This window comes from Sporosarcina sp. CAU 1771 (assembly GCF_054482775.1).
Window position 1 is genome coordinate 41,652 of sequence record NZ_JBTLRN010000006.1, and the last position, 26,926, is coordinate 68,577.

General features: G+C 40.5%; 32 protein-coding genes. 31 read left to right on the forward strand and 1 reads right to left on the reverse strand.

Translation table 11 applies throughout. From position 1 onward, the window contains the following. Nucleotides 1-56 precede the first annotated feature (56 nt). The 29 genes from ACXYMX_RS06875 (at nt 57) to ACXYMX_RS07015 (ending at nt 24,665) form a co-directional block, all read left to right on the forward strand. The gene (locus tag ACXYMX_RS06875) at nt 57-1,268 is read left to right on the forward strand and encodes a Y-family DNA polymerase (protein ID WP_459043583.1); all 1,212 of its coding nucleotides are present in this window, start codon (nt 57-59) and stop codon (nt 1,266-1,268) included. Between the two features lie 10 nt (nt 1,269-1,278). After that, nucleotides 1,279-1,608 carry a YolD-like family protein gene (locus ACXYMX_RS06880; RefSeq protein WP_459043504.1) on the forward strand — a complete coding sequence of 110 codons (330 nt, stop codon included), beginning with the start codon at nt 1,279-1,281 and terminating at the stop codon, nt 1,606-1,608. 231 nt (nt 1,609-1,839) lie between these two features. Then, nucleotides 1,840-3,150, forward strand: a complete 1,311-nt coding sequence (gene der, locus ACXYMX_RS06885; protein WP_459043505.1) for a ribosome biogenesis GTPase Der — start codon at nt 1,840-1,842, stop codon at nt 3,148-3,150. Between the two features lie 4 nt (nt 3,151-3,154). Next, entirely contained in the window at nt 3,155-4,177 is a 1,023-nt protein-coding gene (locus ACXYMX_RS06890; RefSeq protein WP_459043506.1) for an NAD(P)H-dependent glycerol-3-phosphate dehydrogenase, read from the forward strand. 75 nt (nt 4,178-4,252) lie between these two features. Continuing rightward, nucleotides 4,253-4,459 (forward strand): DUF2768 domain-containing protein, encoded by a 207-nt coding sequence (locus tag ACXYMX_RS06895; protein WP_459043507.1) that lies wholly within the window; start codon nt 4,253-4,255, stop codon nt 4,457-4,459. Further along, nucleotides 4,459-5,169 (forward strand): hypothetical protein, encoded by a 711-nt coding sequence (locus ACXYMX_RS06900; RefSeq protein WP_459043584.1) that lies wholly within the window; start codon nt 4,459-4,461, stop codon nt 5,167-5,169. Before ACXYMX_RS06895 ends, ACXYMX_RS06900 begins: the two co-directional genes overlap by 1 nt. Nucleotides 5,170-5,253: 84 nt before the next feature. Continuing rightward, complete coding sequence (gene spoIVA / locus ACXYMX_RS06905; RefSeq protein ID WP_459043508.1) at nt 5,254-6,732, forward strand: stage IV sporulation protein A; 1,479 nt, start codon at nt 5,254-5,256, stop codon at nt 6,730-6,732. Nucleotides 6,733-6,890: 158 nt separating this feature from the next. Beyond that, nucleotides 6,891-7,163 carry an HU family DNA-binding protein gene (locus tag ACXYMX_RS06910; RefSeq protein WP_459043509.1) on the forward strand — a complete coding sequence of 91 codons (273 nt, stop codon included), beginning with the start codon at nt 6,891-6,893 and terminating at the stop codon, nt 7,161-7,163. A 215-nt stretch (nt 7,164-7,378) separates the two neighbouring features. Continuing rightward, nucleotides 7,379-7,948 (forward strand): GTP cyclohydrolase I FolE, encoded by a 570-nt coding sequence (gene folE, locus ACXYMX_RS06915; protein WP_459043510.1) that lies wholly within the window; start codon nt 7,379-7,381, stop codon nt 7,946-7,948. Between the two features lie 65 nt (nt 7,949-8,013). Beyond that, nucleotides 8,014-8,238 carry a trp RNA-binding attenuation protein MtrB gene (mtrB, locus tag ACXYMX_RS06920; RefSeq protein WP_459043511.1) on the forward strand — a complete coding sequence of 75 codons (225 nt, stop codon included), beginning with the start codon at nt 8,014-8,016 and terminating at the stop codon, nt 8,236-8,238. A 52-nt stretch (nt 8,239-8,290) separates the two neighbouring features. Then, nucleotides 8,291-9,034, forward strand: coding sequence for a heptaprenyl diphosphate synthase component 1 (locus tag ACXYMX_RS06925; protein WP_459043512.1), 744 nt, complete (start codon nt 8,291-8,293; stop codon nt 9,032-9,034). Nucleotides 9,035-9,064: 30 nt separating this feature from the next. Beyond that, nucleotides 9,065-9,760 carry a demethylmenaquinone methyltransferase gene (locus ACXYMX_RS06930; protein ID WP_459043513.1) on the forward strand — a complete coding sequence of 232 codons (696 nt, stop codon included), beginning with the start codon at nt 9,065-9,067 and terminating at the stop codon, nt 9,758-9,760. Nucleotides 9,761-9,797: 37 nt separating this feature from the next. Further along, complete coding sequence (locus ACXYMX_RS06935) at nt 9,798-10,772, forward strand: polyprenyl synthetase family protein (RefSeq protein WP_459043514.1); 975 nt, start codon at nt 9,798-9,800, stop codon at nt 10,770-10,772. A gap of 148 nt (nt 10,773-10,920) precedes the next feature. Further along, a complete protein-coding gene (gene ndk / locus ACXYMX_RS06940; protein ID WP_459043515.1) occupies nt 10,921-11,367 on the forward strand; it encodes a nucleoside-diphosphate kinase in 447 nt (148 codons plus the stop codon). A 123-nt stretch (nt 11,368-11,490) separates the two neighbouring features. Continuing rightward, the gene (locus tag ACXYMX_RS06945; RefSeq protein WP_459043516.1) at nt 11,491-12,261 is read left to right on the forward strand and encodes a CheR family methyltransferase; all 771 of its coding nucleotides are present in this window, start codon (nt 11,491-11,493) and stop codon (nt 12,259-12,261) included. 159 nt (nt 12,262-12,420) lie between these two features. Next, entirely contained in the window at nt 12,421-13,602 is a 1,182-nt protein-coding gene (gene aroC / locus ACXYMX_RS06950) for a chorismate synthase (protein WP_459043517.1), read from the forward strand. A 1-nt stretch (nt 13,603) separates the two neighbouring features. Beyond that, a complete protein-coding gene (aroB, locus tag ACXYMX_RS06955; RefSeq protein ID WP_459043518.1) occupies nt 13,604-14,704 on the forward strand; it encodes a 3-dehydroquinate synthase in 1,101 nt (366 codons plus the stop codon). After that, nucleotides 14,701-15,069 carry a chorismate mutase gene (aroH, locus tag ACXYMX_RS06960; protein ID WP_459043519.1) on the forward strand — a complete coding sequence of 123 codons (369 nt, stop codon included), beginning with the start codon at nt 14,701-14,703 and terminating at the stop codon, nt 15,067-15,069. Before aroB ends, aroH begins: the two co-directional genes overlap by 4 nt. Nucleotides 15,070-15,084: 15 nt before the next feature. Then, nucleotides 15,085-16,188, forward strand: coding sequence for a histidinol-phosphate transaminase (gene hisC, locus ACXYMX_RS06965; protein WP_459043520.1), 1,104 nt, complete (start codon nt 15,085-15,087; stop codon nt 16,186-16,188). Further along, a complete protein-coding gene (locus ACXYMX_RS06970) occupies nt 16,185-17,285 on the forward strand; it encodes a prephenate dehydrogenase (protein WP_459043521.1) in 1,101 nt (366 codons plus the stop codon). The genes hisC and ACXYMX_RS06970 overlap by 4 nt, the downstream gene beginning before the upstream one ends. A gap of 21 nt (nt 17,286-17,306) precedes the next feature. After that, nucleotides 17,307-18,605 (forward strand): 3-phosphoshikimate 1-carboxyvinyltransferase, encoded by a 1,299-nt coding sequence (gene aroA, locus ACXYMX_RS06975; RefSeq protein WP_459043522.1) that lies wholly within the window; start codon nt 17,307-17,309, stop codon nt 18,603-18,605. A gap of 41 nt (nt 18,606-18,646) precedes the next feature. Beyond that, entirely contained in the window at nt 18,647-19,912 is a 1,266-nt protein-coding gene (locus ACXYMX_RS06980) for a tetratricopeptide repeat protein (protein WP_459043523.1), read from the forward strand. Between the two features lies 1 nt (nt 19,913). Then, nucleotides 19,914-20,465: a ReoY family proteolytic degradation factor gene (locus tag ACXYMX_RS06985; protein ID WP_459043524.1), complete on the forward strand. Its 552-nt coding sequence runs from the start codon at nt 19,914-19,916 to the stop codon at nt 20,463-20,465. Nucleotides 20,466-20,526: 61 nt separating this feature from the next. Beyond that, on the forward strand, nt 20,527-20,976 hold the full coding sequence (locus tag ACXYMX_RS06990; protein ID WP_459043525.1) for a DUF2487 family protein: 450 nt from the start codon (nt 20,527-20,529) through the stop codon (nt 20,974-20,976). A 201-nt stretch (nt 20,977-21,177) separates the two neighbouring features. Continuing rightward, a complete protein-coding gene (locus tag ACXYMX_RS06995; RefSeq protein WP_459043526.1) occupies nt 21,178-21,684 on the forward strand; it encodes a QcrA and Rieske domain-containing protein in 507 nt (168 codons plus the stop codon). Between the two features lie 23 nt (nt 21,685-21,707). Continuing rightward, the gene (gene qcrB / locus ACXYMX_RS07000; RefSeq protein ID WP_459043527.1) at nt 21,708-22,382 is read left to right on the forward strand and encodes a menaquinol-cytochrome c reductase cytochrome b subunit; all 675 of its coding nucleotides are present in this window, start codon (nt 21,708-21,710) and stop codon (nt 22,380-22,382) included. Between the two features lie 38 nt (nt 22,383-22,420). Further along, nucleotides 22,421-23,191: a c-type cytochrome gene (locus ACXYMX_RS07005; RefSeq protein WP_459043528.1), complete on the forward strand. Its 771-nt coding sequence runs from the start codon at nt 22,421-22,423 to the stop codon at nt 23,189-23,191. 58 nt (nt 23,192-23,249) lie between these two features. Beyond that, nucleotides 23,250-23,861 carry a lipoprotein heptaprenylglyceryl N-acetyltransferase LhaT gene (gene lhaT, locus ACXYMX_RS07010; protein ID WP_459043529.1) on the forward strand — a complete coding sequence of 204 codons (612 nt, stop codon included), beginning with the start codon at nt 23,250-23,252 and terminating at the stop codon, nt 23,859-23,861. A 132-nt stretch (nt 23,862-23,993) separates the two neighbouring features. Next, nucleotides 23,994-24,665: a zinc metallopeptidase gene (locus ACXYMX_RS07015; protein WP_459043530.1), complete on the forward strand. Its 672-nt coding sequence runs from the start codon at nt 23,994-23,996 to the stop codon at nt 24,663-24,665. Between the two features lie 126 nt (nt 24,666-24,791). On the opposite strand, the gene ACXYMX_RS07020 is transcribed toward ACXYMX_RS07015, so the two are convergent. Next, nucleotides 24,792-25,664: a YitT family protein gene (locus ACXYMX_RS07020; RefSeq protein WP_459043531.1), complete on the reverse strand. Its 873-nt coding sequence runs from the start codon at nt 25,662-25,664 to the stop codon at nt 24,792-24,794. A gap of 127 nt (nt 25,665-25,791) precedes the next feature. Here ACXYMX_RS07020 and ACXYMX_RS07025 point away from each other — a divergent pair, with 127 nt between their 5' ends. Beyond that, nucleotides 25,792-26,109 carry a nucleotide pyrophosphohydrolase gene (locus ACXYMX_RS07025; protein ID WP_459043585.1) on the forward strand — a complete coding sequence of 106 codons (318 nt, stop codon included), beginning with the start codon at nt 25,792-25,794 and terminating at the stop codon, nt 26,107-26,109. Continuing rightward, nucleotides 26,109-26,909 (forward strand): 4-hydroxy-tetrahydrodipicolinate reductase, encoded by an 801-nt coding sequence (gene dapB / locus ACXYMX_RS07030; protein ID WP_459043532.1) that lies wholly within the window; start codon nt 26,109-26,111, stop codon nt 26,907-26,909. Before ACXYMX_RS07025 ends, dapB begins: the two co-directional genes overlap by 1 nt. The last annotated feature ends 17 nt before the right edge of the window (nt 26,910-26,926 follow it).

The window sequence follows — 26,926 nt, forward strand, 5'->3', positions numbered from 1 at the left end:
TTTAAGTGCATTCTTTATATGAGGGGTTACCGGACAGACAAATTGCTTGTATCGATATGCGAAGCTTTTATGCAAGTTGTGCAGCGGCCCTGGAGGGTTTAGATGTTATGCGGGATGCAATCGCGGTTGTTGGCAACTTGGAACAAAGGGGAAGCATTGTTTTGGCTGCATCGCCACCTATGAAGAAACGTTTTAATGTGAAAACTGGAACGCGCCTCTATGAAATCCCGAAGCATCCAGATATCTTTTTAATTGAGCCGAAAATGGCAACGTATCTTGAAGTGTCTATGGAAATTCCGAAACTACTTAACCAATATGTCCCAATGGAAGCCATTCATGTGTATAGCGTTGATGAGTGCTTTTTTGACCTGAGTGGAACAGAACAACTTTGGGGGCCGATAGCAAGGACAGTAGAGAGGATTCAATATGATTTATATAGACAGTTTCAATTGCCGAGTGCTGTTGGCGTAGGACCTAACATGCTTATGTCGAAGCTCGCTTTAGACCTTGAGGCTAAGAAGTCTAGTTATGCTAGGTGGACTTATGCGGATGTCGCAACTAAACTCTGGCCCATCCGTCCGCTTTCGGAAATGTGGGGGATTGGTCGACGTACTGAAAAAACGCTTAATGATATGGGGATATTTTCTATAGGTGATCTTGCAAATAGCGACTTATCAAAATTAGAAAAGAAATTTGGTATTATGGGCAATCAATATTACTACCATGCATGGGGAATTGACCTTTCGGAAATGGGGGCACCGCTTCTTAATGGTCAAATTAGTTATGGAAAGAGTCAAGTTTTGATGAAAGATTACAATTCACGGAAATCTGTCTTAACGGTTATTCTTGAAATGTGTGAAGACGTTGCGATGCGAACGAGATTGGCTAAAAAGGTAGGCCGCACGATTCATTTAGGAATTGGATATAGTAAGCATGCACTCGGTGGAGGCTTTAGTCGTTCGAAATCGCTTAAGATGGCTACGAATGATGCGCTTACGATTTATCAGGTGTGTTTGGCCCTCTTTGATAAGTTTTATGATCATCGTCCTGTCAGAAACATTTCACTCTCTATAACAAATTTAGAAAGTGAAACATCGATGCAACTTGATTTATTTGAGCAAGATAAATGGGAGAAAAGAAAGTTAGCTGTGGCGATGGATGCGATTCGTAATAAATATGGTTCTACGGCGATTTTGCGCGGTGTATCCTTAACAAAGGACGGAACAGCTATCAAACGCTCCCAGCTCGTCGGTGGGCATAAAGGATAGGGGGGATTGTGTGATTTGGGATCGTGGGAATATTAAGTGGACAGCGATGATGCTTCCAGAACATGTGAAAAAATTAAGGCATTGGCAACAGGTAAATGAAGAAGTGGAGAAACCAGAACTGAACGAATTTGAATTAGAATTGATATCTGATGAGGTTACACGTGCTTATGCAAGTAAATTGAGTGTTCAATTAACCTACTGGCGAGAGGGCAAACTAGCAAATGATTACGGGAAAGTCATTGAAATTGATCTACTAAGTAAAACAATTGTACTCGATGATCCGTTTACAGTGACAAGATATAAATTTGAAGAAATTACAGCGGTTTCATTAATGGAATGATAGTGAGGAATTCAAAATCCAAAGTGGTAAGTAAGGATGTTGAGAACAAAAATCTTCTGAAAAAATAGGGAAACGATCTATCAATTCAAAGATAGGTCGTTTATTTTCGTTTCATTTAGCGATCCTAATTAACAATGTTCACATTTCTGTTATATAAATAGCCACCCCATTTAGACGTCACCGCTATTTTTGTGTATAATATGCAGAGATAAGCTGGAAGGATGTTTTAATATGACGAAACCAACAATAGCGATTGTCGGCAGACCAAACGTCGGTAAATCGACAATATTTAACCGAATCGTTGGTGAACGAATTTCAATAGTGGAAGACATTTCGGGTGTTACGAGAGACCGTATCTATAGCTCTGCGGATTGGCTTACACATGAATTTAACATTATTGACACAGGTGGAATTGAAATAGGTGATGCACCATTTCTTGATCAAATTCGTTCACAAGCAGAAATAGCAATTGAAGAAGCAGACGTTATTATTTTTTTGGTAAACGGACGCGAAGGTGTTACAGATGCGGACCAACATGTAGCGAGAATACTTTATAAAACGAAAAAGCCGGTTATTCTTGCGGTAAACAAAGTGGACAATCCAGATATGAGAGAAATGATTTATGATTTCTATTCACTCGGATTTGGTGAACCTTTTCCAATATCCGGATCTCACGGACTTGGCCTAGGTGACCTTTTAGACGCGGCGGCAGAAAACTTCCCAGAAGAAAGCGCTGAAATAATCGAGGAAGATGTCATTCGTTTCTGTTTAATTGGTAGACCGAACGTTGGAAAATCATCACTCGTCAACGCACTTTTAGGTGAAGAACGCGTGATTGTAAGTGATGTAGCGGGAACGACACGCGATGCGATTGATACACCGTATGTCCATGAAGGTCAAAAGTATAAAATTATTGACACTGCTGGCTTGCGTAAAAAAGGAAAAGTGTATGAAAGCACGGAGAAATACAGTGCAATGCGAGCATTAAAAGCGATTGACAGATCCGATGTTGTCCTCATCGTTATAAACGGTGAAGAAGGAATTCGTGAAATGGATAAGCGAGTTGCAGGATTTGCAGAAGACGCAGGTAAAGGTGTTATGTTCGTCGTCAATAAATGGGATGTTGTTGAGAAGGATAATAAAACAATGAATAAATTTATCGATGAAATTCGTTCAGAGTTTTTATTCTTAAATTATGCGCCGATTGCTTTCGTATCTGCGAAAACAAACCAGCGCGTAAACACGCTATTTGACCGAATTCGTCAAGTTAGTGAAAATCATGCGCTACGCATACAGTCGAGCGTGTTAAACGAAGTGGTTGAAGATGCAGTAGCACGTAACCCTGCCCCTTCTGATAAAGGAAAGAGATTGCGTATCTACTATGCAACGCAAGTCGCAGTTAAGCCACCAACGTTCGTTGTCTTTGTCAATGAACCCGAATTAATGCACTTCTCTTATGAGCGCTTTTTACAAAATCGTTTACGGGAGTCATTCGGCTTTGAAGGAACTCCGATTCGTCTCATAACTAGAGCTAGGAGCTGATTAAATGAAGAAAGTATCCGTTATCGGAGCGGGAAGTTGGGGAACGGCCATCGCTTCGGTCCTTGCGGAAAATAAACACGATTGCTTGCTTTGGGCAAGACGCGAAGAGCAGTCAGCTGAAATAACAAATGAGCACACAAATCACGCATATTTGTCAGATATCACCCTACCTGATAATCTCAAAGCCACATCTGACTTAGAAGTGGCGATTGAACATGGAGATGTACTTGTTCTTGCAGTTCCGACAAAAGGGATTCGAGGCATTTGTGCGGAAATAAATAAGTCGATTACACAACCCAAGTTGATTGTTCATGTTTCTAAAGGAATTGAACCGGATTCATTGAAACGAATTTCGGAAATTATTACGGAGGAAATTTCTCCGAGCAACATAAGGGGCGTTGTAGCACTTTCTGGACCGAGCCATGCAGAGGAAGTTGTATTGCATCAACCGACAACAGTAACGGCCGCATCAAGTAATCTAAAGGCAGCGGAAGAAGTTCAAGATTTATTCATGAACAAGTATTTCCGAGTCTATACAAATGATGATATTATTGGCGTGGAAATCGGTGCTGCACTGAAAAACGTTATTGCGCTTGCAGCTGGAATTACGGATGGCCTCGGATACGGGGATAATGCAAAGGCGGCACTCATTACGCGTGGTCTTGCAGAGATATCAAGACTCGGTGTAAAAATGGGCGCTCATCCTTTAACTTTTTCGGGTTTAACAGGCCTAGGTGACTTGATTGTAACTTGCACAAGTGTCCATTCACGGAACTGGAAGGCGGGCAACATGCTTGGGAAAGGCGATAGCCTTGAAGATGTAGTGGCAGGAATGGGAATGGTCATAGAAGGCGTCAGGACGACGAAGGCAGCTCATCAGCTGGCAAAGAAGTATGATGTCTCCATGCCGCTCACAGAGGCGTTATACACGGTTCTCTTTGAGGGCGAATCACCCAAAGAAGCAGTAGACCAACTCATGAGTCGTATGAAAAAACAAGAAGTTGAAGATTTATTTGGAAGTCGTTAACTTGATTCAACCGGGGTATTCACCTCGACGCAATTCCGCTGGGGGAAATTGATATTTAAGAAAGGAGGACTTTCTGTGTCCTCGATGGATAAAATGTGGTTGTCCTTCTACGCGATGGGATTCATGGTAATTTCCATGGGTCTTATTTATACGAGTAGATATAAAATAAAGAATCGAATCATTAAATTTGTATTTGCACTAGTTGCCTATGTTTTACTTATCATATCCTTTTTAGCTTTGGTTTATTTAGTGTTTAATGGACCTACAGGATCAGGAGGATGATGAGATTGAAGAAAAAGATGACGTATGTATTTTTATTGTCTTTAACCCTTTTATTAACGGGTTGTATGTATTCTGGTGATGAGCAGGGAGGCCAAAAGATTCCCTATGCAGACCAGCTCGAGTCGGTTCAAAGAGCCGTGGATCAGTATAAAGAGAGTAATGGCGGACTTCTGCCGATTAAGACTCGTGATGCGGAAACAGATATGTATATTAAATATCCAATTGAGTTCTCTAAAATAGTTCCAGCGTATACAGAGAAAATCCCTTCAAATGCTTATGAAAAAGGGGGTATTTTTCAGTACGTACTTATGGATGTTGAAACGAATCCAACGGTGAAACTTGTAGATTTACGTGGTGCGGAAAGAATAAGGGAACTGAATTTAAGGAAAAACATCAATGGTTCCACTCCTTATAAAGAAGCTGTCGGAGAAGGGGTCTATCGCATTGATTTTGAAAAGATGGGCTTCAAAGAATCTTTGACGGTTCCAAGTCCATATTCAGATGCAACTCTTCCACTTATCGTGGGGGGAGATGGTATTTTTTACATTGATTATTCAATCGATTTAAACCGGATATTGATGGAAAAGCAACCAGATGTTAAACCAGGCGAAGATATTCGTCACATTCTTTCGGATGAATTTCCTGTATTACCCGCGTATTCAAAGCCTTATACAGTAGATGAAAACAAGGAACCCATATTTATTAAATAAGTAAAATACAAAACGTTTCGTGCGACGCGCATGAAACGTTTTTCTTATACATAAACTAATATGCGTAGAAAAGGAGGACGATGGATGAAAGAAGAGTTATATGAGAACTTGGCAAGACGAACAGATGGTGATATTTACATCGGTGTCGTAGGCCCTGTACGTGTCGGAAAGTCTACGTTTGTGAAGAGGGTTATGGAAGAAGTCGTCATTCCCAATATGACGGATGCGGCTGACCGGATACGAGCCCAAGATGAACTGCCGCAAAGCTCACCTGGACCCATTATTATGACATCAGAACCCAAATTTGTACCCGCACAAGGGACGTCGGTGTCTGTTGGTGATGGAGAGTTAAAATTCCAAATTAGGCTTGCAGATTGTGTTGGCTACGTCATAGACGGAGTAAAGGGCTACGAGGATGAGGACGGTCCGAAGTACGTTCATACACCTTGGCACAATGAACCAATACCATTTGAAGAGGCCGCTAGAATTGGCACGGACAAAGTTATAAGGGATCACTCGACAATCGGAATTTTAGTCACAACAGACGGAACAGTGAATAATATTCCACGTGCTGCCGCAGAGGTTGCGGAAGCTGAAATCGTTGGAAAACTAAAAGATATTGGCAAGCCTTTTGTAATCGTATTGAATTCTAAAATGCCTGCAAATGAAAAAACAGTTGCATTGAAGGAGGAGTTACACGAAAGGTACGGGGTGCCTGTAATTGCAATCAGTGCGGATCAGTTAAACGCACAAGAAATTCAGCTTATCCTAAAAGAAGCATTGTATGAATTTCCGATTTCTGAAATTGAGTTGCAAAAACCGGATTGGATGGACGTCCTGGGAAGCGAACACGAGCTGAATTCTTCGATTGATAAAGTAATAAGTGAAGGTTTCCTCGGAGCTTCAAAAATCAGGAAAGTGCAAGAACTTGCAGAGAAAATTACGAATGAGCAGTACGTGAAACACGCAGAAGTAGTTGAAGTTGATGCGGGACAGGGTAAGGCGTCGATTAAAATCGATATGGATGAACAGGCTTTCCGTGGAATTTGTGAAGAAATTATGGGGCAGGAAATTAGTACAAAAAAAGATTGGCTATTATTTGTCAAAGAAGCTGCAATGGCAAAGAAATCATACAATTTATACTCGGAAGCGATTGCTACAGCAAGAAAAGATGGATATGGAGTCGCTTTACCGACAATAGAAGATTTCAATCCCACTGCACCAGAGCTAATCAAACAAAATAATTTTTTTGGTGTACGAATGAAAGCGACCGCACCTTCACTCCATATTATTCGAGTGGATATGGAAGCCGAATTTTCACCATTGATAGGTTCAGAATTTCATAGTCATCATCTCTTGAAGGAGTTAAAAAATGCCTATTTACACGACAGAGAAGCGCTATGGCAAACGCAACTATTTGGCACGCCGCTTCATGAAGTGATGAAAGAGAGCATTCGTTTTAAAACAGATTCTGTTCCGGCAAATGCACGAAAAAGACTCCGGGAAACAATCGAACAGATGGTAAATGACGGAAATAAAGGGATGATTACATTTATTGTCTAACAGAGAGAGATCCGTAAAAAGCGGATCTTTTTCTGTTTTTTTGGTTAAAATTGCATTATTTTAGTAAAGAGACGCAAATATTGTTGCATAGCGGTTTTTCTTATGATACTCTTTTTAGAGTATTGCAATCGACATCTCTTCGAGAGGAGGTGAATGGTGTGAATAAATCAGAACTAATTAACTCTGTAGCTGAAGCGGCAGGTCTTTCTAAAAAAGACGGTACAAAAGCTGTAGAAGCTGTATTTGAAACAATCCAGGAAACTCTTGCAAAAGGCGACAAGGTTCAAGTAATCGGTTTCGGTACGTTTGAGGTACGTGAGCGTGCTGCACGTAAAGGACGTAATCCTCAATCGGGCGAAGAAATCGATATCGCTGCAAGCAAAGTTCCAGCTTTTAAAGCAGGAAAAGCGCTTAAAGACGCAGTGAAATAATCATCTTTTTTTTACATAAGAAGTCCATCCGTCAAATCTAGAAGTAGATTTCGCGGGCGGACTTCTTTTAATTTGGTCGAATCGACAAGAATCGAGTGAGTTCGACTGTACGGACATGAGGGAGTATGCTACTATCTTGTAGAATAAACTTTGTAGAGAAATCAAAGATATGGAACTATAAAAGATGAGCGAGTAAATTAAGGAGGACTACTGGGATGCATGAAGTTGATTATAAAAAAATAGAAAATGCCGTCACAATGATCTTGGAAGCGATTGGAGAAGATCCGGAACGTGAAGGGTTAGTAGAAACGCCGAAGAGAGTCGCTAAAATGTACGCAGAAGTATTTGAAGGATTGCATAAAGATCCCAGGGAATACTTTAAAACAGTGTTTAATGAAAATCATGAGGAAGTCGTACTTGTAAAGGATATCCCATTCCATTCAATGTGTGAACATCATCTTGTTCCATTTTACGGGTATGCACACGTTGCTTATATACCGCGTAATGGTGTTGTCGCAGGGTTAAGTAAACTGGCCCGGGCGGTTGAAACGACGGCGAGAAGACCACAATTGCAGGAACGTATCACTTCAACAGTAGCCGATACCTTAATGGAGATGCTAGACCCGACAGGAGCGTTTGTAATCGTCGAAGCGGAACATATGTGTATGACGATGCGAGGAATCCGAAAACCGGGAGCAAAAACGATGACCATGGCAGCGCGAGGTATTTATGCTGAAGATAGTGTGAAACGATCAGAAATCATATCACTAATAAAGATGACGTGAAGCCTTTGCTCACATGCCCTTCTCTATGATATGATTGAGTACATAGACAGACAGGAGAGGTAAAGATGACAATACAAACCGAGTATATCGTTATAAAAGCGAAGGAAGATGGCGTGAATGTCATCGGTCTGACTCGCGGGAATGATACAAAATTTCATCACACGGAGAAACTTGACCGTGGCGAGGTTATGATTGCCCAGTTTACAGAACATACATCAGCGATGAAAATACGCGGCAAAGCAGAGGTCCATACCGCATATGGCGTCATGTCAAGTGAGGGTAAAGAGTAAACTTTTACTTGACGAACCTTGCATGGTGACGTCTTTGAATGGAGAACTTGTGATGGAAAGACAAAAAAATGAACGTTATATAGAAAACTACATAAATCAGTTGAATGAAAAAGTTCATCATCCAATTCTAAAGAGAGACACTGACCAGTTCGAATTGGATGCAGAAAAAGCCTTCTTTTTACTCCTCCCATTATTAAACGGGGAGAAGTGGACGGATCAGATGAATCAGTCTGCAATTGCTGTAGGTGCAGTTCATATCGCATTTGACGCACATGATGCAATAGATATGACAAGTGCAACATCAAGGAAACAACAACTTACTGTCCTGGCAGGCGATTATTATAGTGGTATACACTACAAGTTGCTTGCTGACACAAAGGATTTTAGTTTTATTCGATTATTATCAAAACAGATAGGTCGAATCAATGAAGTGAAAACTGTTTTTCATGGTCGTGCACCGGCAAACGCTAAACAGCTTATAGATGCGGTTCAAACGATTGAATCAGGGTGTATTACAGAGTTTTTATATGCATTTGGTTTTTCCCGTTATGCTCCACTTGCGAAAGCAATCCTTCCGTTAATCCATTTAGAAACGGACTTAGTAAGGAAATCCTCATTTAAAAAACCATTACAAGACGTTTTGGGATGGGAACAAAGTGAACTTCATTTAGAACAAGCGATACAAGAATTGAAAATAGACATAGACAATGCAATGGAAAAAGCAGTCTTTTTAACCCCTTTAGTAAAAGTAGAAATACGAAGCATGGTGAAGCCCCTTTTAGGGAAATTAATTTAACTGCAAATGAGTAGGAAAGGGGCATATCAATTGGCCATAACGAAAGAAGAAAGAGTACATGATGTATTTGAAAAGGTTTCAGCTGATTACGATAAAATGAATTCAGTCATAAGTTTTAACCAACATAAAAAGTGGCGTGATGACATGATGCTACGTATGGCAGTTGCAAAAGGATCGCAGGCGCTTGATGTCTGCTGTGGAACTGCGGACTGGACGATTGCACTTGCAGAAGCTGTGGGGCCAACAGGAGAGGTAACTGGTCTTGATTTTAGTGAAAGTATGTTAGCTGTAGGTAAAGAGAAAGTAGCGCAAATTCCAGAAATCACTCTAATGCATGGAAATGCGATGGAGTTACCTTTTCCGGATAATACGTTTGATTATGTAACAATCGGTTTTGGTTTGCGAAACGTTCCTAATTACAGTACGGTACTTGAAGAAATGCATCGTGTGTTAAAACCTGGTGGGATGATTGCTTGTTTAGAAACATCTCAGTCGGAACTGCCAGTGTATAAGCAATTATTTCGTTTTTACTTCAAGTTTATTATGCCTTTGTTTGGTAAGTTATTCGCGAAAAGCTATAAAGAGTATTCATGGCTACAGGAATCAGCAGACAATTTTCCGGGTAGAAAAGAACTCGCGCGACTCTTCACGGAGGCTGGATTCACAGAGGTTGCATATAAATCATATAGCGGTGGTGCCGCAGCTGGACATATAGGATTTAAATAATAAAACCGCAAAAAAACCGTGGGGGAAGGGTATCATCGTGGAGAAATTAAAGTTAATGACGCTTTATGCCGATTTCAGGAAGGATCTTAATTTCATCGAAAAAGAGCTTGAGCAATCGGTTGATTCAGATTCCCCAATTATACGGCAAGCCTCACTTCACCTTCTTCGAGCGGGAGGGAAAAGAATTCGCCCTATTTTTGTTATTTTAGCATCGAAATTTGGGGAGTATTCGCTAGAAGATGTGGCGAAAGCAGCAACATCTCTTGAACTTATTCATATGGCATCCTTGGTGCATGACGATGTCATTGACGACTCTGAAATGCGCCGTGGATTACAAACAGTAAAAGCAAGATGGGATAATCGCATTGCCATGTATACGGGTGACTTTATTTTTTCTCGTGCGCTTGCATCAATTGGGGAAATTGAAATACCGCCTGTACATAACTTGCTTTCGGAAACGATGTTAGAAATTTGTCGAGGCGAAATAATGCAAATTGAACATCAAAGAAAAATGGATCAAACATTACGTGATTATTTTCGTCGAATCAAGCGAAAAACGGCTCTGCTATTATCAACGAGCTGTGAGCTAGGTGCACTTGTCTCTGGTGCGGAAACGTCTATTGTAAAAAAGATGAGCCGTTTCGGTTATTTTGCGGGAATGTCTTTTCAGATTATCGATGATATTCTCGATATAACTTCAACAGATAAAGAACTGGGAAAACCAGCAGGTAGTGACTTGTTAAATGGCCATTTAACACTACCGATTCTATACATTAAAGATGATGCAGCCTTCCGCCCCTATATGGAGCGTTCGTTTAATGGGACGTTGACAGAGCCTGAACGGGAGGAAATGTTGAGTTACATACGCCGTTCGGGTGCGATAGAGAAGGCACAGGCAGTAAGTGATTTGTATTTGCAAAAAGCTTTGTTGGAGATAGAGGGCTTACCTGATATACACGCTAAAAATGCATTTACACAAATCGCGAAATTCATCGGAGAGCGCAACTTTTAAGATGACTAGAAGAACTACGCTTGCTATAAATGTCTGGAAAGCTATAGGATAAAACACTACTTCGTCTTTTTATAGTTGAAAGTAGAAGGCTCAAATGGTACGATCGAAAAGGGGAAATCCCGATACATAAATGAAGGAGTGTTTATAAATGGAAAGAACGTTTCTAATGGTAAAGCCTGATGGTGTTCAACGTAATCTAGTTGGTGAAATTGTAGGTCGTTTTGAGAATAAAGGATTTAAACTTGCAGGTGCAAAGTTGATGCAAATATCACCAGAACTTGCAGAACAACATTACGGTGAGCATAAAGAACGTCCATTTTTTGGCGAGCTTGTAGAATTCATCACTTCAGGACCTGTATTCGCTATGGTATGGGAAGGCGAGAACGTTATCTCGACAGCGCGTCTTTTAGTTGGAGCAACGAACCCGACTGAATCTGCACCGGGAACAATTCGTGGCGACTTCGCTGTAACTGTTGGAAAGAATATCATCCACGGTTCAGACTCACCAGACTCAGCAGTTCGTGAAATTGGTCTTTTCTTCAAAGAAGAAGAGCTTGTTTCTTATGACAAGTCAATGAACAGCTGGATTATCTAAAGTATATAAAGCAGCCTAGCGTTTATCGCACGGCTGTTTTTGTTATCCTAAATATACGGAGAACTAGATAGAAATAAGGCAATTCCATTATAAAAGAAGAAATGTTAAGTAGGGGGCTAAACGTTGCCAGACTATACCGCATTTATCGGAAACATAAAAAAGAAGACAGGCATTGATCTTTCATACTATAAAGAAGCACAAATGAAAAGAAGGTTAACTTCTTTATATGAAAAAAAAGGTTTTCGCAACTTCAATGATTTTTATAAGGCTATACATAAAGAAGAGGAACTCCTTGAAGAATTTCTTGATAGAATGACGATCAACGTCTCAGAGTTTTACCGCAATAGGCAGCGCTGGGATGTGCTTAATCAAACGATTTTGCCGAAGCTATTGCAAACGAATAACAAACCGAAGATATGGAGTGCGGCTTGTTCGACAGGAGAAGAACCATACACAATTGCGATGGTATTGTCCTCACATATTCCGTCGAAGGATATATCAATCTTAGCTACGGATTTAGACGTAGGAGCGATTGATCGAGCAAAGGTAGCTTTATATCCTGAAAGGGCAATTAAAGAAGTTCCGCCAGCTGTATTGAGAAAACATTTTCATAGCGAAGGATCTTATTATCAAGTGAATGATGATATCAAGCAAAGAGTCCGGTTTAAGCAACATAATTTACTGAATGACCGCTATGATTCAGGTTTTGATTTAATCGTATGTCGAAACGTAATGATTTATTTTACGGAAGAGGCAAAAGACAAAATCTATTTGAATTTCGCCAAATCATTAAGACCTGGAGGTATACTTTTTGTAGGAAGTACAGAGCAAATCTTCAACCCAGCGAAATATGGGTTCGAATCTGTGGAAACATTTTTTTACAGGAAAGTATAGGCGGTTGAATTGGAATTTTATTAATAAATGCCTTCGGCGTATGCCATACGTGCGCCAAGGCATATTTGATTTTTCTGGTTAATTAACACGTTGGAATAGTCGAAAAGTATACAATTTGGTATAGTGCTAGGATACATGATTATTTGAGGAGGAATAGAAATGAGATATTTTACAGCTGGAGAATCACACGGTCCTCAATTAACAGCAATTATTGAAGGATTACCCGCACAAATGGAATTGACTGCAGAAATGATAAATGGAGAATTAACGAGACGCCAAGGTGGACATGGGCGGGGTAGACGTATGCAAATTGAAAAGGATCAAGTTGTTATTTCTTCAGGAGTAAGGCATGGTAAAACAATCGGCTCACCTGTAACGCTTACGGTTGTCAATGATGACTGGAAGCATTGGACGAATATAATGGGAGTGGAACCATTAGAAGAAGGTATGAACCCAGAAGATGTAAAGCGTCAAATTACGCGCCCACGACCTGGACACGCTGACTTAGTCGGAGGCATGAAATATGGCCACAGAGACTTGAGAAACGTCTTAGAGCGCTCTTCAGCACGTGAGACAACGATGCGGGTAGCAATTGGCGCGGTAGCTAAACAATTTTTACGTGAATTAGATATCCATACCGTCGCTCATGTGACTGAAATTGGTGGCATTACGACGAACCCAGATACATATGCAGGTTTAAATGTTGATGAAATAAGAGCGATAATTGAAGAAGATCCAGTTTACTGTGCAGATGCTGAAGCGTCTAAGCTCATGGTTGAAGCAATTGATAATGCGAAAAACAATGGAGACACAGTTGGCGGCGTCGTTGAAGTAGTAGTAGAAGGATGCCCACCTGGAATCGGTAGCTATGTACAATTCGATCGTAAAATGGACGGCAAGTTAGCTGGCGCTATGATGAGCATAAATGCTTTTAAAGGGGTAGAGGTAGGTTTAGGTTTTGAAATGGCGAAAATCCCTGGAAGCGCAGTTCATGATGAGATTGCATGGGACGAAGAACGCGGATACTACCGAAAGTCGAACCGTCTAGGAGGACTTGAAGGCGGAATGACTTCTGGAATGCCAATCGTTGTGCGCGGCGTTATGAAGCCGATTCCTACTTTATACAAGCCGCTTGAAAGTGTAGACATAAACACGAAAGAACCATTTGTTGCAACAATTGAACGTTCAGATCCTTGTGCAGTGCCAGCAGCATCGGTCGTTGCAGAGCATGTAATTGCTACAGAAATGGCGAAAGCTATTATGGAAGAGTTCCGTTCAGATACAATGGATGGCTTGAAAAAGGAAATTTCAGAATACAGGCAATATGTGAAGGAGTTTTAATATGGGGAAGCTGACCGTCGATATTAAAAATCACCAATATGATGTTCATATTGGTGACAACACATATGAGCTGTTCGCAACACACTATGCTGACCTTTTAAAGAGTGCGGACCGAATTGCTATTCTTGCAGATGAGCATGTCGCGAATTTACACTTAGCTCATTTGCAGTCGGCATTGGGGTTTGCAGACCGTGAAATAACGGTTAAAACTGTGCCCTCAGGAGAGAGTTGTAAAACATCTGCGGTCTATGTGGATTGTCTTTCTTTTTTATTGCAAAAAGGATTTACAAGGAATTCACTAGTAATTGCATTTGGTGGCGGTGCTTGTGGCGATCTCACTGGTTTTGTTGCTGCTTCATTTATGAGGGGGATTCGATACATTCACTGTCCAACGACGATTCTAGCTCATGACAGTGCAGTTGGAGGAAAAACGGCTATTAATATGCCGGAAGGAAAAAATATGGTCGGTGCATTCCATCAACCGGTTGGCGTGTTATTTGACTCAGCACTATTTAATTCACTTCCACCGCGGGAAATACGATCCGGTATGGCAGAACTATTGAAACACGCTTTTATTTCAGATGAGCAGTGGACACGCGAATTAATGAACAATGAATCGTTTACGACGCCTTCGACGGAGTGGCTTTCAACGGAATTGCTGCGAGGGATAAGCGTGAAGGCAAAGATTGTTGCTGAAGATGAATTTGAACAATCGACAAGGAAGTTTTTAAACTTTGGTCATACGTTTGGTCATGCAATTGAAGCGGCCTGCGGATTTGGTGGCTTAAGCCACGGAGAGTCTGTCATGATAGGTATGGCTTATAGTTTACTCTTAAGTGAAGAATTCGGTGCAATTGATAAAGAACTAACAACCGAGTTCATTCAATTTGCGAAATCGAATGGCTATACGTTTGAACCAGTACATTCTTATTCATTCGAAACTTTAATGGACTATATGATGAAAGATAAAAAAGCTTCTTTTGGAAAGCTGAATTATGCACTACTGCAAGACGTTGGGAGCCCATATATACAAGAAGTTACGGGGGAACAATGTGAAAAGGCATTTCTAGAGTTAAAGAAAAGAACGGGGGAAAAAGCATGACGGTGCGTGGATTAAGAGGTGCAACAACTGTAACAAATGATAATGAACAAGCTGTTCTCGCTGCTACAGAGGCACTCGCTGTCGCAATTGCAGAAGAAAATAAGATTCAACCGGAAGACATCGTTTCCGTACTTATCTCAACAACACCTGATATTCAATCGGTTTTTCCTGCAAAAGCAGTCCGAACAATGGAAGGGTGGAAATATGTTCCTGTCATGTGTACGCATGAAATGAACGTAGAAGGCGCAATGCCTTTATGTATTCGAATTTTAATGCACGTAAATACAGAAACACCCCAAAAAGAAATTCATCACATTTATCAAAACGAAGCCGTAAAATTACGACCGGATTTACAACACAAATAACTAGGGGGCGAGAAGATGAAGTGGAAAACAGCTTTAGAAAAAATGAATCCATATAAACCAGGTCGATCGATTGACGAGGTAAAAGCGCAATATGGCTTAAAAGAAGTAGTAAAGTTGGCTTCAAATGAAAACCCTTATGGCACTGCTCCTTCTGCAGTAGCTCTTTTAGAAAACGGTACTTTTGAGCCTGAAATGTATCCAGATGGAAATGCAACGGTTCTTCGTGATAAACTGGCTGCCAAATTAGGTGTAGCTCAAAATATGCTTCTATTCGGTGGCGGTTCAGATGAAATTATTGTCATGATTTCGAGAGCACTACTTAGTCCTGAAACGAATACGGTGATGGCGACACCAACTTTTCCTCAATATGCACATGGTGCAAAAATTGAAGGTGCAGAGATTAGAGAAATCTCGTTGAAAGAAGATGGGACTCATGATTTAGAAGGATTCTTGCAAGCAATTGATGAGGAAACAGCTGTTATTTGGTTATGTAGCCCGAACAATCCAACGGGAAATATTATACCAGGCGCTGATTTACAAACGTTCATGCAACAAGTTCCTAAACATGTACTTATTGTATTGGATGAAGCTTATTTCGAATACATAACGGACTCACGCTATATAGATACAGTTGACTTATTGCAAGAGTTTCCAAACGCAATCATACTCCGCACATTTTCAAAGGCATACGGCCTGGCCGCTTTCCGTGTCGGATATGCAATTGGTCATCCAGAAGTGATTACGAATTTGAATAAAGTGAGAGGTCCTTTTAATACAGGATCAGTTAGCCAAGCTCTTGCAACAAAAGCGCTGGACGATCAAGCATTTATTCAAGAATGTAAAGAATTGAACCAAAAGCAAAAGGTACGCTTTTATGACTATGCGGCAAAAAACAATTTACATGTGTATGCTTCAGAAGGAAACTTCGTACTCATTCAAGTACCTGGTGATGCGGATGTTGTCTCGGAGAAACTATTGGAACATGGCTTTATTGTTCGAAGTGGAGGGGCCCTCGGTGCACCGGGGTATGTCAGAGTGACAATAGGAACCGAAGAACAGAATACGGGATTCTTTGAGGCATTTGACACATTGTTTACTGATGCCGACTTATCGCGATGAAAATCAATGTAACAATTATCGGCCTGGGATTGATTGGTGGTTCCTTAGGCCTTGCCATAAAAAGAAACCCTGATATTCACGTGATAGGTTTTGATATATTACCTGAGACAATGGATGAAGCCTACCGCCGAGGTATTATTGACACAATCCCTACGTCTCTTGAATCAGCGTGTGAACAGGCGGATATTATTATTTTTTCAACGCCTGTAAATACGACTGTCCGTATCCTGAAGGACATGGAAACATGGTCACTAAAGAGGGGTGTCATCATAACGGATACTGGCAGTACAAAAGGTCCGATTATGCAGGCAGCCTCTAAATTGTTTAAGAAAGAGATAGCTTTTGTAGGCGGACATCCAATGACAGGTTCCCATAAAAGTGGAGTATCTGCTGCTAGGGAACACTTATTTGAAAATGCCTATTATATATTAACTCCGGAATCATTGATTGATGAAGCATCCGTTGAGCGACTTCGCTATCTATTGGAACCGACAAAGGCAAAAGTTGTAGTGTTACATGCAGAGGAACATGATAAAATGACGGCAATTGTGAGTCATTTTCCTCACTTGGTTGCGTCATCTCTCGTTGGGATGTTATCTGACCAGGAAGCGGACAGGCCTTTTGTTAAAAATTTGGCTGCAGGTGGTTTTAGGGATCTTACCAGGATTGCTTCAGCCGATCCAATTATGTGGAGAGATATCACTACTCAAAATAGAGTGGAACTGCTCAAGCAATTGGATGGTTGGCTTGACGAGATGCAAAGTGTTCGCGAAATGCTAGTTTATAATGATTCGCAAGAAATTTACAATTATTTTGATAAAGCAAAGAAATATCGAGACGGTTTGCCGATTACTTCTCAAGGTGCCCTTTACATGACCTATGATTTACATATAGATGTTCCTGACCATCCAGGGGTCATTTCAGAAATCACAAAGATTCTTGCAGATGGTCGGATCAGTTTGACGAATATACGTATCGTTGAAACTAGAACGGATGTATTTGGGATTCTAGTTATTAGCTTTCAAACTGCCGACGATAGAGAGAAGGCAAGGAAAGTACTTAGTAAATCAACAAATTATGGGATGCAGATTGTTTAATTGATTTTGGAGGGGATTTTGATGGAAACATTAAAAAAGGTAGAATTCAGTAAACCTACACTCAGTGGCGAATTGACTGTACCGGGTGATAAATCCATTTCGCACCGATCGATCATGCTGGGGTCAATTGCAGAAGGACAAACACAGGTTACAGGTTTTTTAGACGGGGAAGACTGTCTTCGAACAATTGAAATGTTTAAGCAACTAGGGGTATCGATCGAAAGAAAAGGTACCGAAGTTTTAATAGACAGTCCAGGTATGCAGAACTGGCAAACACCTTCTACTGAATTATATTCAGGGAATTCCGGTACTACTGCACGTTTAATGCTCGGTATACTTGCCGGGTCGACAGTAGATACGGTTTTATCTGGAGATGCCTCTCTTTCAGTACGTCCTATGAATCGTGTAACGCTTCCTTTAAAGACGATGGGTGCTAAGATTACGGGAGAGAAGGATTCAAATCTACTTCCCTTGACGATAAAAGGAACTCCCCTTACAGCAATTGACTATGAAATGCCTGTAGCAAGTGCACAGGTGAAATCGGCGATTCTTTTTGCGGGGCTAAATGCCGAAGGGACGACAACGATTACTGAAGATGCTGTATCGCGAGACCATACCGAACGTATGTTAAGACATTTCGGTGCGGCAGTTCATTCACATGAGAAGAAAGTGAGCGTTACTGGAGGACAAACTTTATTCGGTACGAATGTAAATGTCCCTGGAGATATTTCATCAGCAGCATTCTTTATGGCTGCTGCTGCAATGGTTGAAGGAAGCTCAGTTACGTTTAACAATGTCGGATTGAACCCGACTCGAACAGGAATTATTGACGTCCTAGAAAGTATGGGCGCAATCGTAAACATTTTAAGTGTAACGGATGAAGGTGGAGAACCAACGGCTACTGTCAGAGTCACACACAGTCATTTGAAAGGTACAACAATTGGTGGAGACCTAATTCCAAGGCTCATTGATGAACTGCCCGTAATCGCACTTATGGCGACACAGGCAGAAGGCACGACAATTATTAAAGATGCGGAAGAACTTCGCGTGAAAGAAACGGATCGACTAGCGGCTGTGACTTCAGAACTTAAAAAGTTGGGTGCCAACATCGAAGCGACTGAAGATGGGATGATTATCCACGGACCGACACCTCTCACAGGAGGAACAATGGATTCGTATGGTGATCATCGGCTTGGTATGATGCCTGCGATTGCCGCCTTAGTCTCATCCGAAGCGATTTACATTAAAGACCCAGCATGTATCAATATTTCGTATCCAAATTTCTTTGAGGATTTAGAATCTCTTGTCGGGGATAATTAAGAAACAAAGAATGTATTTATAGTGAAAGAACAGGTGATAAAATGGACCAATTACAAGACGTTGAACGGTATATTCATGATGGTGATGTAGATGCGCTTGCTATACTAATCGACAGACTCGTTCAATCTACGGACTTTGATTTGTTATATGAATCTGCAGCATTATTGACTACTTACGGCTTCATGGCGGAAGCAGATCGATTGTATGAGACGTTAATTTTGCACCTACCTGATGAAGCCCAGCTGAAAATCGACCGCGCAACGACGCTAATGGAACTCGGTGATGAAGATGCCGCGCTGCTATTGCTATCTGATATCGGATCTGAGGACGATGAATATGTACAAGCACTTCTGGTACTTGCGGATTATTATCACATGACAGGATTAGCTGAAACAGCGCTTGATAAAATAAAAGAAGCGTACAAACTTGTTCCAGGTGAACCGGTTATTCGTTTTGCCTATGCAGAACTGTTATTAGATTCAGGGAAATACGGTGAAGCGGCTCGGTTGTATTTAGATTTAAAAGAAGAGGTAGTCGAAATTGGTGGCGTATCTATTGTTTCTCGACTAGCGGAGACGTATAGTGCTGGAGCGGCATATGAAGAAGCGCTACCTTATTACGAGGAAATGTTGAAAGAAAAAATATTGCCAGACACATTGTTTGGAGCCGCATTTGCTTACTACCAATGTCGGGATACCGAACGTGCCCTAACGCATCTAGATCAGCTTATTGAAATAGATCCTGATTACTTTTCTGCCTATATGTTGGCTGGCCAAGCTTGGTCCTTAGCAGGGGACGATAAAAAAGCGTATGATATGTTTAAAGATGGCATCCGAAGGGATGAATATGATAAGGAACTCCAACTTTCCGCTGGGAAAATGGCGTTGAAACTCGGATTGCCTGTCGAAGCTGAAGACCATTTGAAAGAGGCTCTTGTCCTTGATCCTGAATATAGTGAAGCAATTATTACGTTAGCCTCACTTTATAATGAATTAGAAAATGATCAAGAACTTAATGAACTTCTTAACTATGCAAAAGAAGAACTTGAAGACAATTCCTTAATCTATGCATTCAAGGCCTATTCAAACGAACGAATGGAGCTTTTTAATGAGGCATATGAGTCCTATAAGAAGGCATATGGTGGGATGAAGGATGATTATGAGTTTCTAACAAGGTATGCAAACTTTCTTCTTGAAGAAGGAAAGCATAGCGAGGCAATTGAAATTGTGAAAAGAGTTGTGACGCTTTTTCCTGACGACCAGCATTGGAGAGAATTTATGGAAGCGCAAATTGATAAGGGGGAGTGACATGACGGCCATGGTTCCTGTCACCGCAAAAAAAGACTTCGTAAGATGGTTTTTGAAGCGGTACAAAATGAAGCGCCGTGAATGTGTGTGGATCTTGAATTATCTTCTTAGCCATGAGCATCTTCTACAAAATGTTCACTTTACTGACGAAGCCCATTACTGTCCTAGAGCAATGATTATGTCCACGACTGGATCTGAAAGTATTCCATTTCGATTTTACAAAGGGAATTTAATGACCGCGGATGCAGAAAAATCCTTTCATGATTTAAGGCTTCACCCTGAGGAGAAAATGTATATTCAACTTAATTTTCCTAACCACCAACTCTGTCCGCAATATGCAAGCGTGCGAGAAGAGAATACATTTCTCCCTAATTACTTACAAGTTAGTGAAAATGACCGGAAACTGGCAGAACAATTACTTGAAGAAAGCATTGCTTCGATGACGTATGAAATGCTTTTAAAGGGTGTAGATGAAGCACTCGACACAAATGATAAAGAGCGCTTCATCTTGTTATCTGCTATGCTAAACGATGTAAAGGTGAGAAAAGAATAACGACTCCATCTTCTAAAGATGGGGTTCTTTACTCATCGAAGTATTCAAGGAGGATTACTAAATGAACTGGATTGCAAAAGACATGGATACATATTTGCAACAAAAAGAATATATAGACACATTAATCGTTCCACTTTTAAAAATAGAAACGAAGCCTGAACAAATGAAGAATAGTTCATCCTCAGCTGAATTTCTCATGCATCTCACAACATTTATTGAAACTCAGTTTAAAGGTCGTATTATGCTTTTACCACCGTTTTCGTATACTCAGACAACAGACTTGGATATACTAGGTCAGACCCTGTCGAAAGACTTCTCGGAAATGGCCTTCAAATATGTCTTTTTTTTGACAACGGATTCGGCTTGGACAGGCATCGATATGCAAGGGGAGATGATTTGGCTACCCTCAATTCCGCTGGAGAGTATGGATACGCAACTTAGACAATCAATTATTGAAGACCAGTTGAGACAAGTTTTGCCAAGGTTTACGAAAAAGTGGGCAGAAGCGTAAGTCGATGAACATTTATGCAACATTTTTAGTACATATTATTGATATTCATGAGAAAACTTCAATAATTGTTCACAAAATTTCTATTAGATGAAATGCAGGATTGAATTTCCCTTATGATTGATATATCATAGATATGTCCTAGTATTATTATTAGCAAAAATATGTCCGTTGGACTGACCTTTAAGTTAGAGGAGGGAAATGATGAGCAAGAATCGAGTGTCAAGACGCCAATTCCTAAGTTACACACTAATGGGTACAGGCGGGTTTATGGCTTCTGCGATGTTGATGCCTATGGTACGTTTTGCAATTGATCCGGTATTACAGCACTCTGCTGGTGGAGATTATATTGCCACTCCGCAGAAAGAAGCTGATTTAACGGAAGAACCAGTACGTGTAGACTATACAATTAAGGATCGTAAAGATGGCTGGTATGAATCCGACGTATCGAATACAGCTTGGGTATATAAGAGTGGCGATACAGTCATCGCGCTTTCTCCTGTCTGTAAGCATCTTGGTTGTACAGTAAACTGGGGCGGGGATGAAAGTCATCCAGATCAATTTTTCTGCCCATGCCACCAAGGACGTTATTTGAAGAACGGTGACAACGTAAAAGGAACACCACCAATCGGTCCGCTTGATGAATATGAAGTTGAAATAGTGGATGGCTATGTTTATCTAGGTGGAACTAAATCGAACACATTAGTTTAAAATTGTAAGGGGGTACGACCGAAGTGCTAAATAAAATTTATGATTGGGTTGACGAACGGTTGGATATCACCCCGATATGGCGCGATATTGCTGACCATGAAGTACCTGAGCACGTAAACCCTGCACATCACTTTTCTGCATTTATTTATTGTTTTGGAGGACTGACATTTTTTGTGACTGTCATCCAAATTCTTTCCGGTATGTTCCTTACAATGTACTACACACCGGATATTGAAAATGCATGGAAATCCGTTTACTATCTTCAAAATGAAGTAGCATTCGGTGAAATTGTGCGTGGGATGCACCATTGGGGAGCTTCACTCGTTATTGTAATGATGTTCCTACATACATTGCGTGTATTCTTTACAGGTTCTTATAAAAAGCCAAGGGAATTGAACTGGATTGTCGGAGTACTTATCTTTGTAACAATGCTTGGACTTGGTTTCACAGGTTATTTACTACCGTGGGATATGAAAGCATTGTTCGCTACGAAAGTAGGAATCGAGATCGCAGCATCCGTTCCGTTCATCGGTGAATCCATTAAAATTCTTCTTGCAGGAGATACAGAGATTCTAGGGGCTCAGACATTGACTCGCTTCTTCGCGATTCATGTGTTCTTCCTACCAGCTGCTTTGCTTGGGTTGCTTGCAGCACACTTTGTATTTATCAGAAGACAAGGTATTTCTGGACCGCTATAAGATATAGCGATTGATGATTTTGAAAAGGAGGGGACAGTATGCAACGCGGAAAAGGGATGAAGTTTGTCGGAGATTCGCGCATTAAGGCTAATAACAAAATGCCGAACGTCCCAAAAGACTACTCAGAATATCCGGGGAAGACAGAAGCTTTCTGGCCAAACTTCTTATTGAAGGAATGGATGATTGGTTCCATCTTTCTTATCGGTTATTTAATATTGACAGTCGCCCATCCGTCGCCACTTGAACGACAAGCGGATCCGACGGACACGATGTACATTCCGGTACCTGACTGGTATTTCCTGTCTATGTACCAGTTATTAAAGTATCAATTTGCTTCTGGACCATTTAACATTATCGGGGCACTAGTTATGCCAGGACTTGCAATTGGTGCATTGATGCTTATACCATTTTTGGACACTTCAAAAGAGCGCCGTCCATTTAAGCGTCCACTTCCAACAGCATTTATGCTACTTTCATTCGCAGCACTATTCTTCTTAACGTGGGAATCAGTCGCTAACCATGACTGGGAAGCAGCGGCATTACAAGGAGCTATTGTTGAAGAAGTTGAATTTGATATGGAATCTGAAGGCTATATGATATATGCTGAATCTTCCTGTATTTCTTGTCACGGGGATTCATTCCAGGGTGGGCTAGGCTTACCATTAATCGGAACTGAATACTCAGCAGAAGAAATTGCTGATATTGCTGTAAACGGAACTGAAAGCGGCGGCATGGCTGCAGGCTTATGGGACGGTACAGATGAAGAACTACAAATAATGTCAGAGTTTATCGAAAGCTTGAATGAATAAGTAGTAAAAAAAGAGTCAGGAAACTGACTCTTTTTTCTATATCAATCTATACATAGCTATGGGAGAGGTTTTTGTGCGCTCATTAATCAATCAAGTTGAACTAATTTTATTTCATAAATCATTTCTTTGGATTTTACTTTTTGTGAATATACTTGGCACCGTGTACGGATACGATTGGTATATGTGGCAACTTGTAATCACGGAACCAAAGTTTTGGATTTTCGTTCCAGACAGCCCGACTGCCAGTTTGTTTTTTGCATTGGCACTAATAGGTTGGATTATTGGACGAAACTTTAAGCTGATTGAAGCACTTGCATTAATTACTTTAGTTAAATATGGACTTTGGGCAGTCGTTATGAATTTGTTGACATTTATTGAGACAGGGGAACTCAGTCTTGTAGGATGGATGCTAATTGGTTCGCATTTTGCGATGGCTTTGCAGGCGGTACTGTACAGTCGACTTTATCGTTTCAAAATCATTCACATTGTCCTTGCAGCTATATGGACGTTACATAATGATGTAATCGATTATGTTTTCGGACAGATGCCGATATATGGCGATCTTATGAAATATATGCAAGAAATCGGATATTTCACATTTTGGCTGTCAATCGCTTGTATCGGGCTTGCGTATTTCATTTATAAGGGAAGGGTCCCAACTAAAAATTAACATCCTTCTGAACTTTATTTGCGCTGCAGAGTTTGTCTATTACTAGCAGTAATCAAAAAAATACCTAATAGTTGCGAAGAAATCTCCTGCAATATAATATAGGAGTATAGATAAAAGGGGAGGAAATTGAAGATGTTTTTTTTATACCTCGGGCTAATAATTTTGTTGCCACTGTATGCCCAGTTTAAAGTAAAGAGTACCTATAAAAAGTATTCAAAAGTTCGTTCAACATCAGGTATGACAGGTGCTCAAGTTGCACGTCTCATTCTCGACCAAAACGGTCTTCAAGATGTTAAAGTTGTCGAATCACAAGGCTTTTTGAGTGATCACTACAACCCAATTACTAAAATCGTTGCATTATCTCCACACAACTTTCGTGAAGCGTCTGTAGCGGGTACTGCTATTGCAGCACATGAAGTTGGACATGCAATTCAAGACAAGGAAGCGTATGCAGCATTACGTCTTCGTCATCGTCTTGTTCCAGTTGCGAACTTAACATCAAAAGCATCATGGGTATTCATCATGATTGGTATTATTTTCTCAAGCATGAATTCACTACTCGGTATCGGTATTGCACTACTTGCAGTAGGGGTGGTATTCCAACTTGTAACATTACCAGTAGAGTTCAATGCTTCAAGCAGAGCGATGAACCAGATTGTTTCACTTGGCATTATTCGCAATGATGAAGAACCTCATGCGAAAAAAGTGTTAAGTGCAGCGGCAATGACTTATGTAGCAGCAGCAGCAGCAGTGGCCGTACTTGAATTGGTACGTTTGCTACTAATTTTCAATAGCAGAGATTAACAATATAAAACGGTTAAAGATTTATTTTTTCGTAGTAATCTTTGAAAGAATCCGTTGCATACATTCAGATAGAAAAGCCTGCCTTTATTTATAAGGGCAGGCTTTTCATATGAATATGAATTCGAGTTAGTCCTCGATGGGTCTTTTTTGGTCATCGAGCGTGAATCCTTCTCCCATAACATCATGAACTTCTGTAAGGGAAACAAATGCGTGAGGGTCTACGGATGTGATCGTGTTTTTGAGGCGATTGATTTCATTTTTACCGACAACACAATAAAGAATTTCGCTATCTTCTTTTGTAAAGTGTCCATATCCACGAAATACAGTAACGCCTCGATCCATTTCTTCAGTTATTTTTGTCGCAATTGCATCTTGGTGTTTAGAAATTATGAAAGCCCCTCGCGCTGAATAGGCACCTTCTTGCACAAAGTCAATCACACGTGCACTGACAAATAGGGCGACAAGCGTATACATCATAGAGCGGTGATTTAAATACACTGCCCAAGAAATTAATATAACGACTGCATCGAAAAGAAACATCGTCTTTCCCATACTCCAACCAATGTATTTTTTCACTAGACGTGCGATAATATCAACACCACCGGTTGTCCCACCAAATTTAAAAATAATACCTAATCCAACACCGATAAAGATACCTGCAAACAGCGCGACTAGGAACATATCATCTTTTAAATGAATATCAATTTCATAAATCATAAAGATTTTCATGAATATCGATACGGCCACAGTTCCGATAACTGTATATATAAACACCCGCCTACCTAGTAACTTCCATCCAATAATAAACATAGGAATATTGAGGATGAGGTTCATAAGGGCAGGGTCCCATTTAAAAGCGAACAATAAAATCAATGTAATACCAGTGAATCCGCCTTCGGCAAGTTCATTTTGAATATTGAAATGAACGAGTCCGAAACTGAAAATAGCCGAACCAATAAGAATAAAAAAGATATTCTTAAATTTAATACCATTCAACATCTTGTAATCACCTTTCTATAAAGCGCAGTATTTCTATTATCCTGTATTATAATATTTTTGACAACTGTGTCGTAAATTAATACGATAAGGAGAGAGGGAGTTGAAATTCTTGGAAAGCGATAAAACAATGGCAGATTTACAGAAGGAAATTGACACATACATAAATGGTTTTGAAGAAGGTTATTTTCCTCCAATGGAACTCTTAGCAAGGCTTACAGAGGAATTGGGTGAACTATCAAGAGAGGTTCAACATGTATATGGTACAAAAAAGAAAAAGCCGGACGAAGCCATCCGTTCTTTAGAAGAAGAAACCGGTGATTTATTTTTTGTGCTCGTTTGTTTTGCAAATTCACAAGGAATTAGTCTAGAAAATGCACTATCTACAGTATTGACAAAATTTAAAAATCGCGACGCCGATCGCTGGACGAAAAAGGAGCAATTCTAATGACAATAAAAGTAGCAATCGCAGGAGCGCGCGGGCGTATGGGAACAGCCGCAGTTCAAGCAATTAAAGAAGCATCAGATATGGAGTTAGTAGCTATATTGGATTATAAATATGAAGGTATGTATTTTGATGGAAATGAAGTGAATAGCGAGTTGCGCGGGGTACCTATTTATGAGTCTTTAGATGCGCTCGGGAATGATTTGAAACCGGACGTTCTTCTTGAGTTAACGAATCCTGAAACAGTTTACAAAAATATCGTCGATTCATTTTCGAATGGGATTCGTCCAGTTGTTGGTACATCAGGACTATCAATGAAACATGTAGCTGAATTAGCTGACCTTGCGAACAATAAGAAAATAGGTGGAATTATAGCGCCGAACTTTTCAATAGGCGCAGTATTAATGATGAAATTTTCAGCAATGGCAGCTCGCTATTTAGGGGACATCGAAATAATCGAAATGCATCACGATCAAAAACTAGATGCGCCTTCAGGGACGGCGATGAAAACTGCCGAAATGATTATGGATGTTCGAGAAGCACATATACAAGGACATCCTGATGAGAAGGAACTTGAGCCGGGTGCAAGAGGTGCTGACATCGACGGCATGAAAATACACAGTGTCAGGCTTCCTGGCTTCCTAGCACATCAGCAGGTGCTCCTAGGAAGTCCAGGAGAGATGCTAACACTACGGCACGACTCATTCGACCGTAAATGTTTCATGCCAGGAGTACTTCTCTCTATTCGTGAGGTAATGGAAAGAGAAAGCTTGGTCTATGGCCTTGAAAATATTATTGAATAACACAGACAATAGGTAGT

Bases quoted from the DNA above. Each gene is read 5' to 3' on its own strand.
- ACXYMX_RS06980 (WP_459043523.1), top strand. From the start codon at position 18,647: ATGGACCAATTACAAGACGTTGAACGGTATATTCATGATGGTGATGTA.
- aroA (WP_459043522.1), top strand. From the start codon at position 17,307: ATGGAAACATTAAAAAAGGTAGAATTCAGTAAACCTACACTCAGTGGC.
- ACXYMX_RS06995 (WP_459043526.1), top strand. From the start codon at position 21,178: ATGAGCAAGAATCGAGTGTCAAGACGCCAATTCCTAAGTTACACACTA.
- aroB (WP_459043518.1), top strand. From the start codon at position 13,604: ATGGGGAAGCTGACCGTCGATATTAAAAATCACCAATATGATGTTCAT.
- ACXYMX_RS06985 (WP_459043524.1), top strand. From the start codon at position 19,914: ATGACGGCCATGGTTCCTGTCACCGCAAAAAAAGACTTCGTAAGATGG.
- der (WP_459043505.1), top strand. From the start codon at position 1,840: ATGACGAAACCAACAATAGCGATTGTCGGCAGACCAAACGTCGGTAAA.
- ACXYMX_RS06900 (WP_459043584.1), top strand. From the start codon at position 4,459: ATGAGATTGAAGAAAAAGATGACGTATGTATTTTTATTGTCTTTAACC.
- ACXYMX_RS06890 (WP_459043506.1), top strand. From the start codon at position 3,155: ATGAAGAAAGTATCCGTTATCGGAGCGGGAAGTTGGGGAACGGCCATC.
- ACXYMX_RS06990 (WP_459043525.1), top strand. From the start codon at position 20,527: ATGAACTGGATTGCAAAAGACATGGATACATATTTGCAACAAAAAGAA.
- ACXYMX_RS06875 (WP_459043583.1), top strand. From the start codon at position 57: ATGCGAAGCTTTTATGCAAGTTGTGCAGCGGCCCTGGAGGGTTTAGAT.
- dapB (WP_459043532.1), top strand. From the start codon at position 26,109: ATGACAATAAAAGTAGCAATCGCAGGAGCGCGCGGGCGTATGGGAACA.
- folE (WP_459043510.1), top strand. From the start codon at position 7,379: ATGCATGAAGTTGATTATAAAAAAATAGAAAATGCCGTCACAATGATC.
- ACXYMX_RS06970 (WP_459043521.1), top strand. From the start codon at position 16,185: ATGAAAATCAATGTAACAATTATCGGCCTGGGATTGATTGGTGGTTCC.
- ACXYMX_RS06925 (WP_459043512.1), top strand. From the start codon at position 8,291: ATGGAAAGACAAAAAAATGAACGTTATATAGAAAACTACATAAATCAG.
- ndk (WP_459043515.1), top strand. From the start codon at position 10,921: ATGGAAAGAACGTTTCTAATGGTAAAGCCTGATGGTGTTCAACGTAAT.
- ACXYMX_RS07005 (WP_459043528.1), top strand. From the start codon at position 22,421: ATGCAACGCGGAAAAGGGATGAAGTTTGTCGGAGATTCGCGCATTAAG.
- ACXYMX_RS07015 (WP_459043530.1), top strand. From the start codon at position 23,994: ATGTTTTTTTTATACCTCGGGCTAATAATTTTGTTGCCACTGTATGCC.
- ACXYMX_RS07020 (WP_459043531.1), bottom strand. From the start codon at position 25,664: ATGTTGAATGGTATTAAATTTAAGAATATCTTTTTTATTCTTATTGGT.
- mtrB (WP_459043511.1), top strand. From the start codon at position 8,014: ATGACAATACAAACCGAGTATATCGTTATAAAAGCGAAGGAAGATGGC.
- hisC (WP_459043520.1), top strand. From the start codon at position 15,085: ATGAAGTGGAAAACAGCTTTAGAAAAAATGAATCCATATAAACCAGGT.
- aroH (WP_459043519.1), top strand. From the start codon at position 14,701: ATGACGGTGCGTGGATTAAGAGGTGCAACAACTGTAACAAATGATAAT.
- spoIVA (WP_459043508.1), top strand. From the start codon at position 5,254: ATGAAAGAAGAGTTATATGAGAACTTGGCAAGACGAACAGATGGTGAT.
- ACXYMX_RS07025 (WP_459043585.1), top strand. From the start codon at position 25,792: ATGGCAGATTTACAGAAGGAAATTGACACATACATAAATGGTTTTGAA.
- aroC (WP_459043517.1), top strand. From the start codon at position 12,421: ATGAGATATTTTACAGCTGGAGAATCACACGGTCCTCAATTAACAGCA.
- lhaT (WP_459043529.1), top strand. From the start codon at position 23,250: ATGGGAGAGGTTTTTGTGCGCTCATTAATCAATCAAGTTGAACTAATT.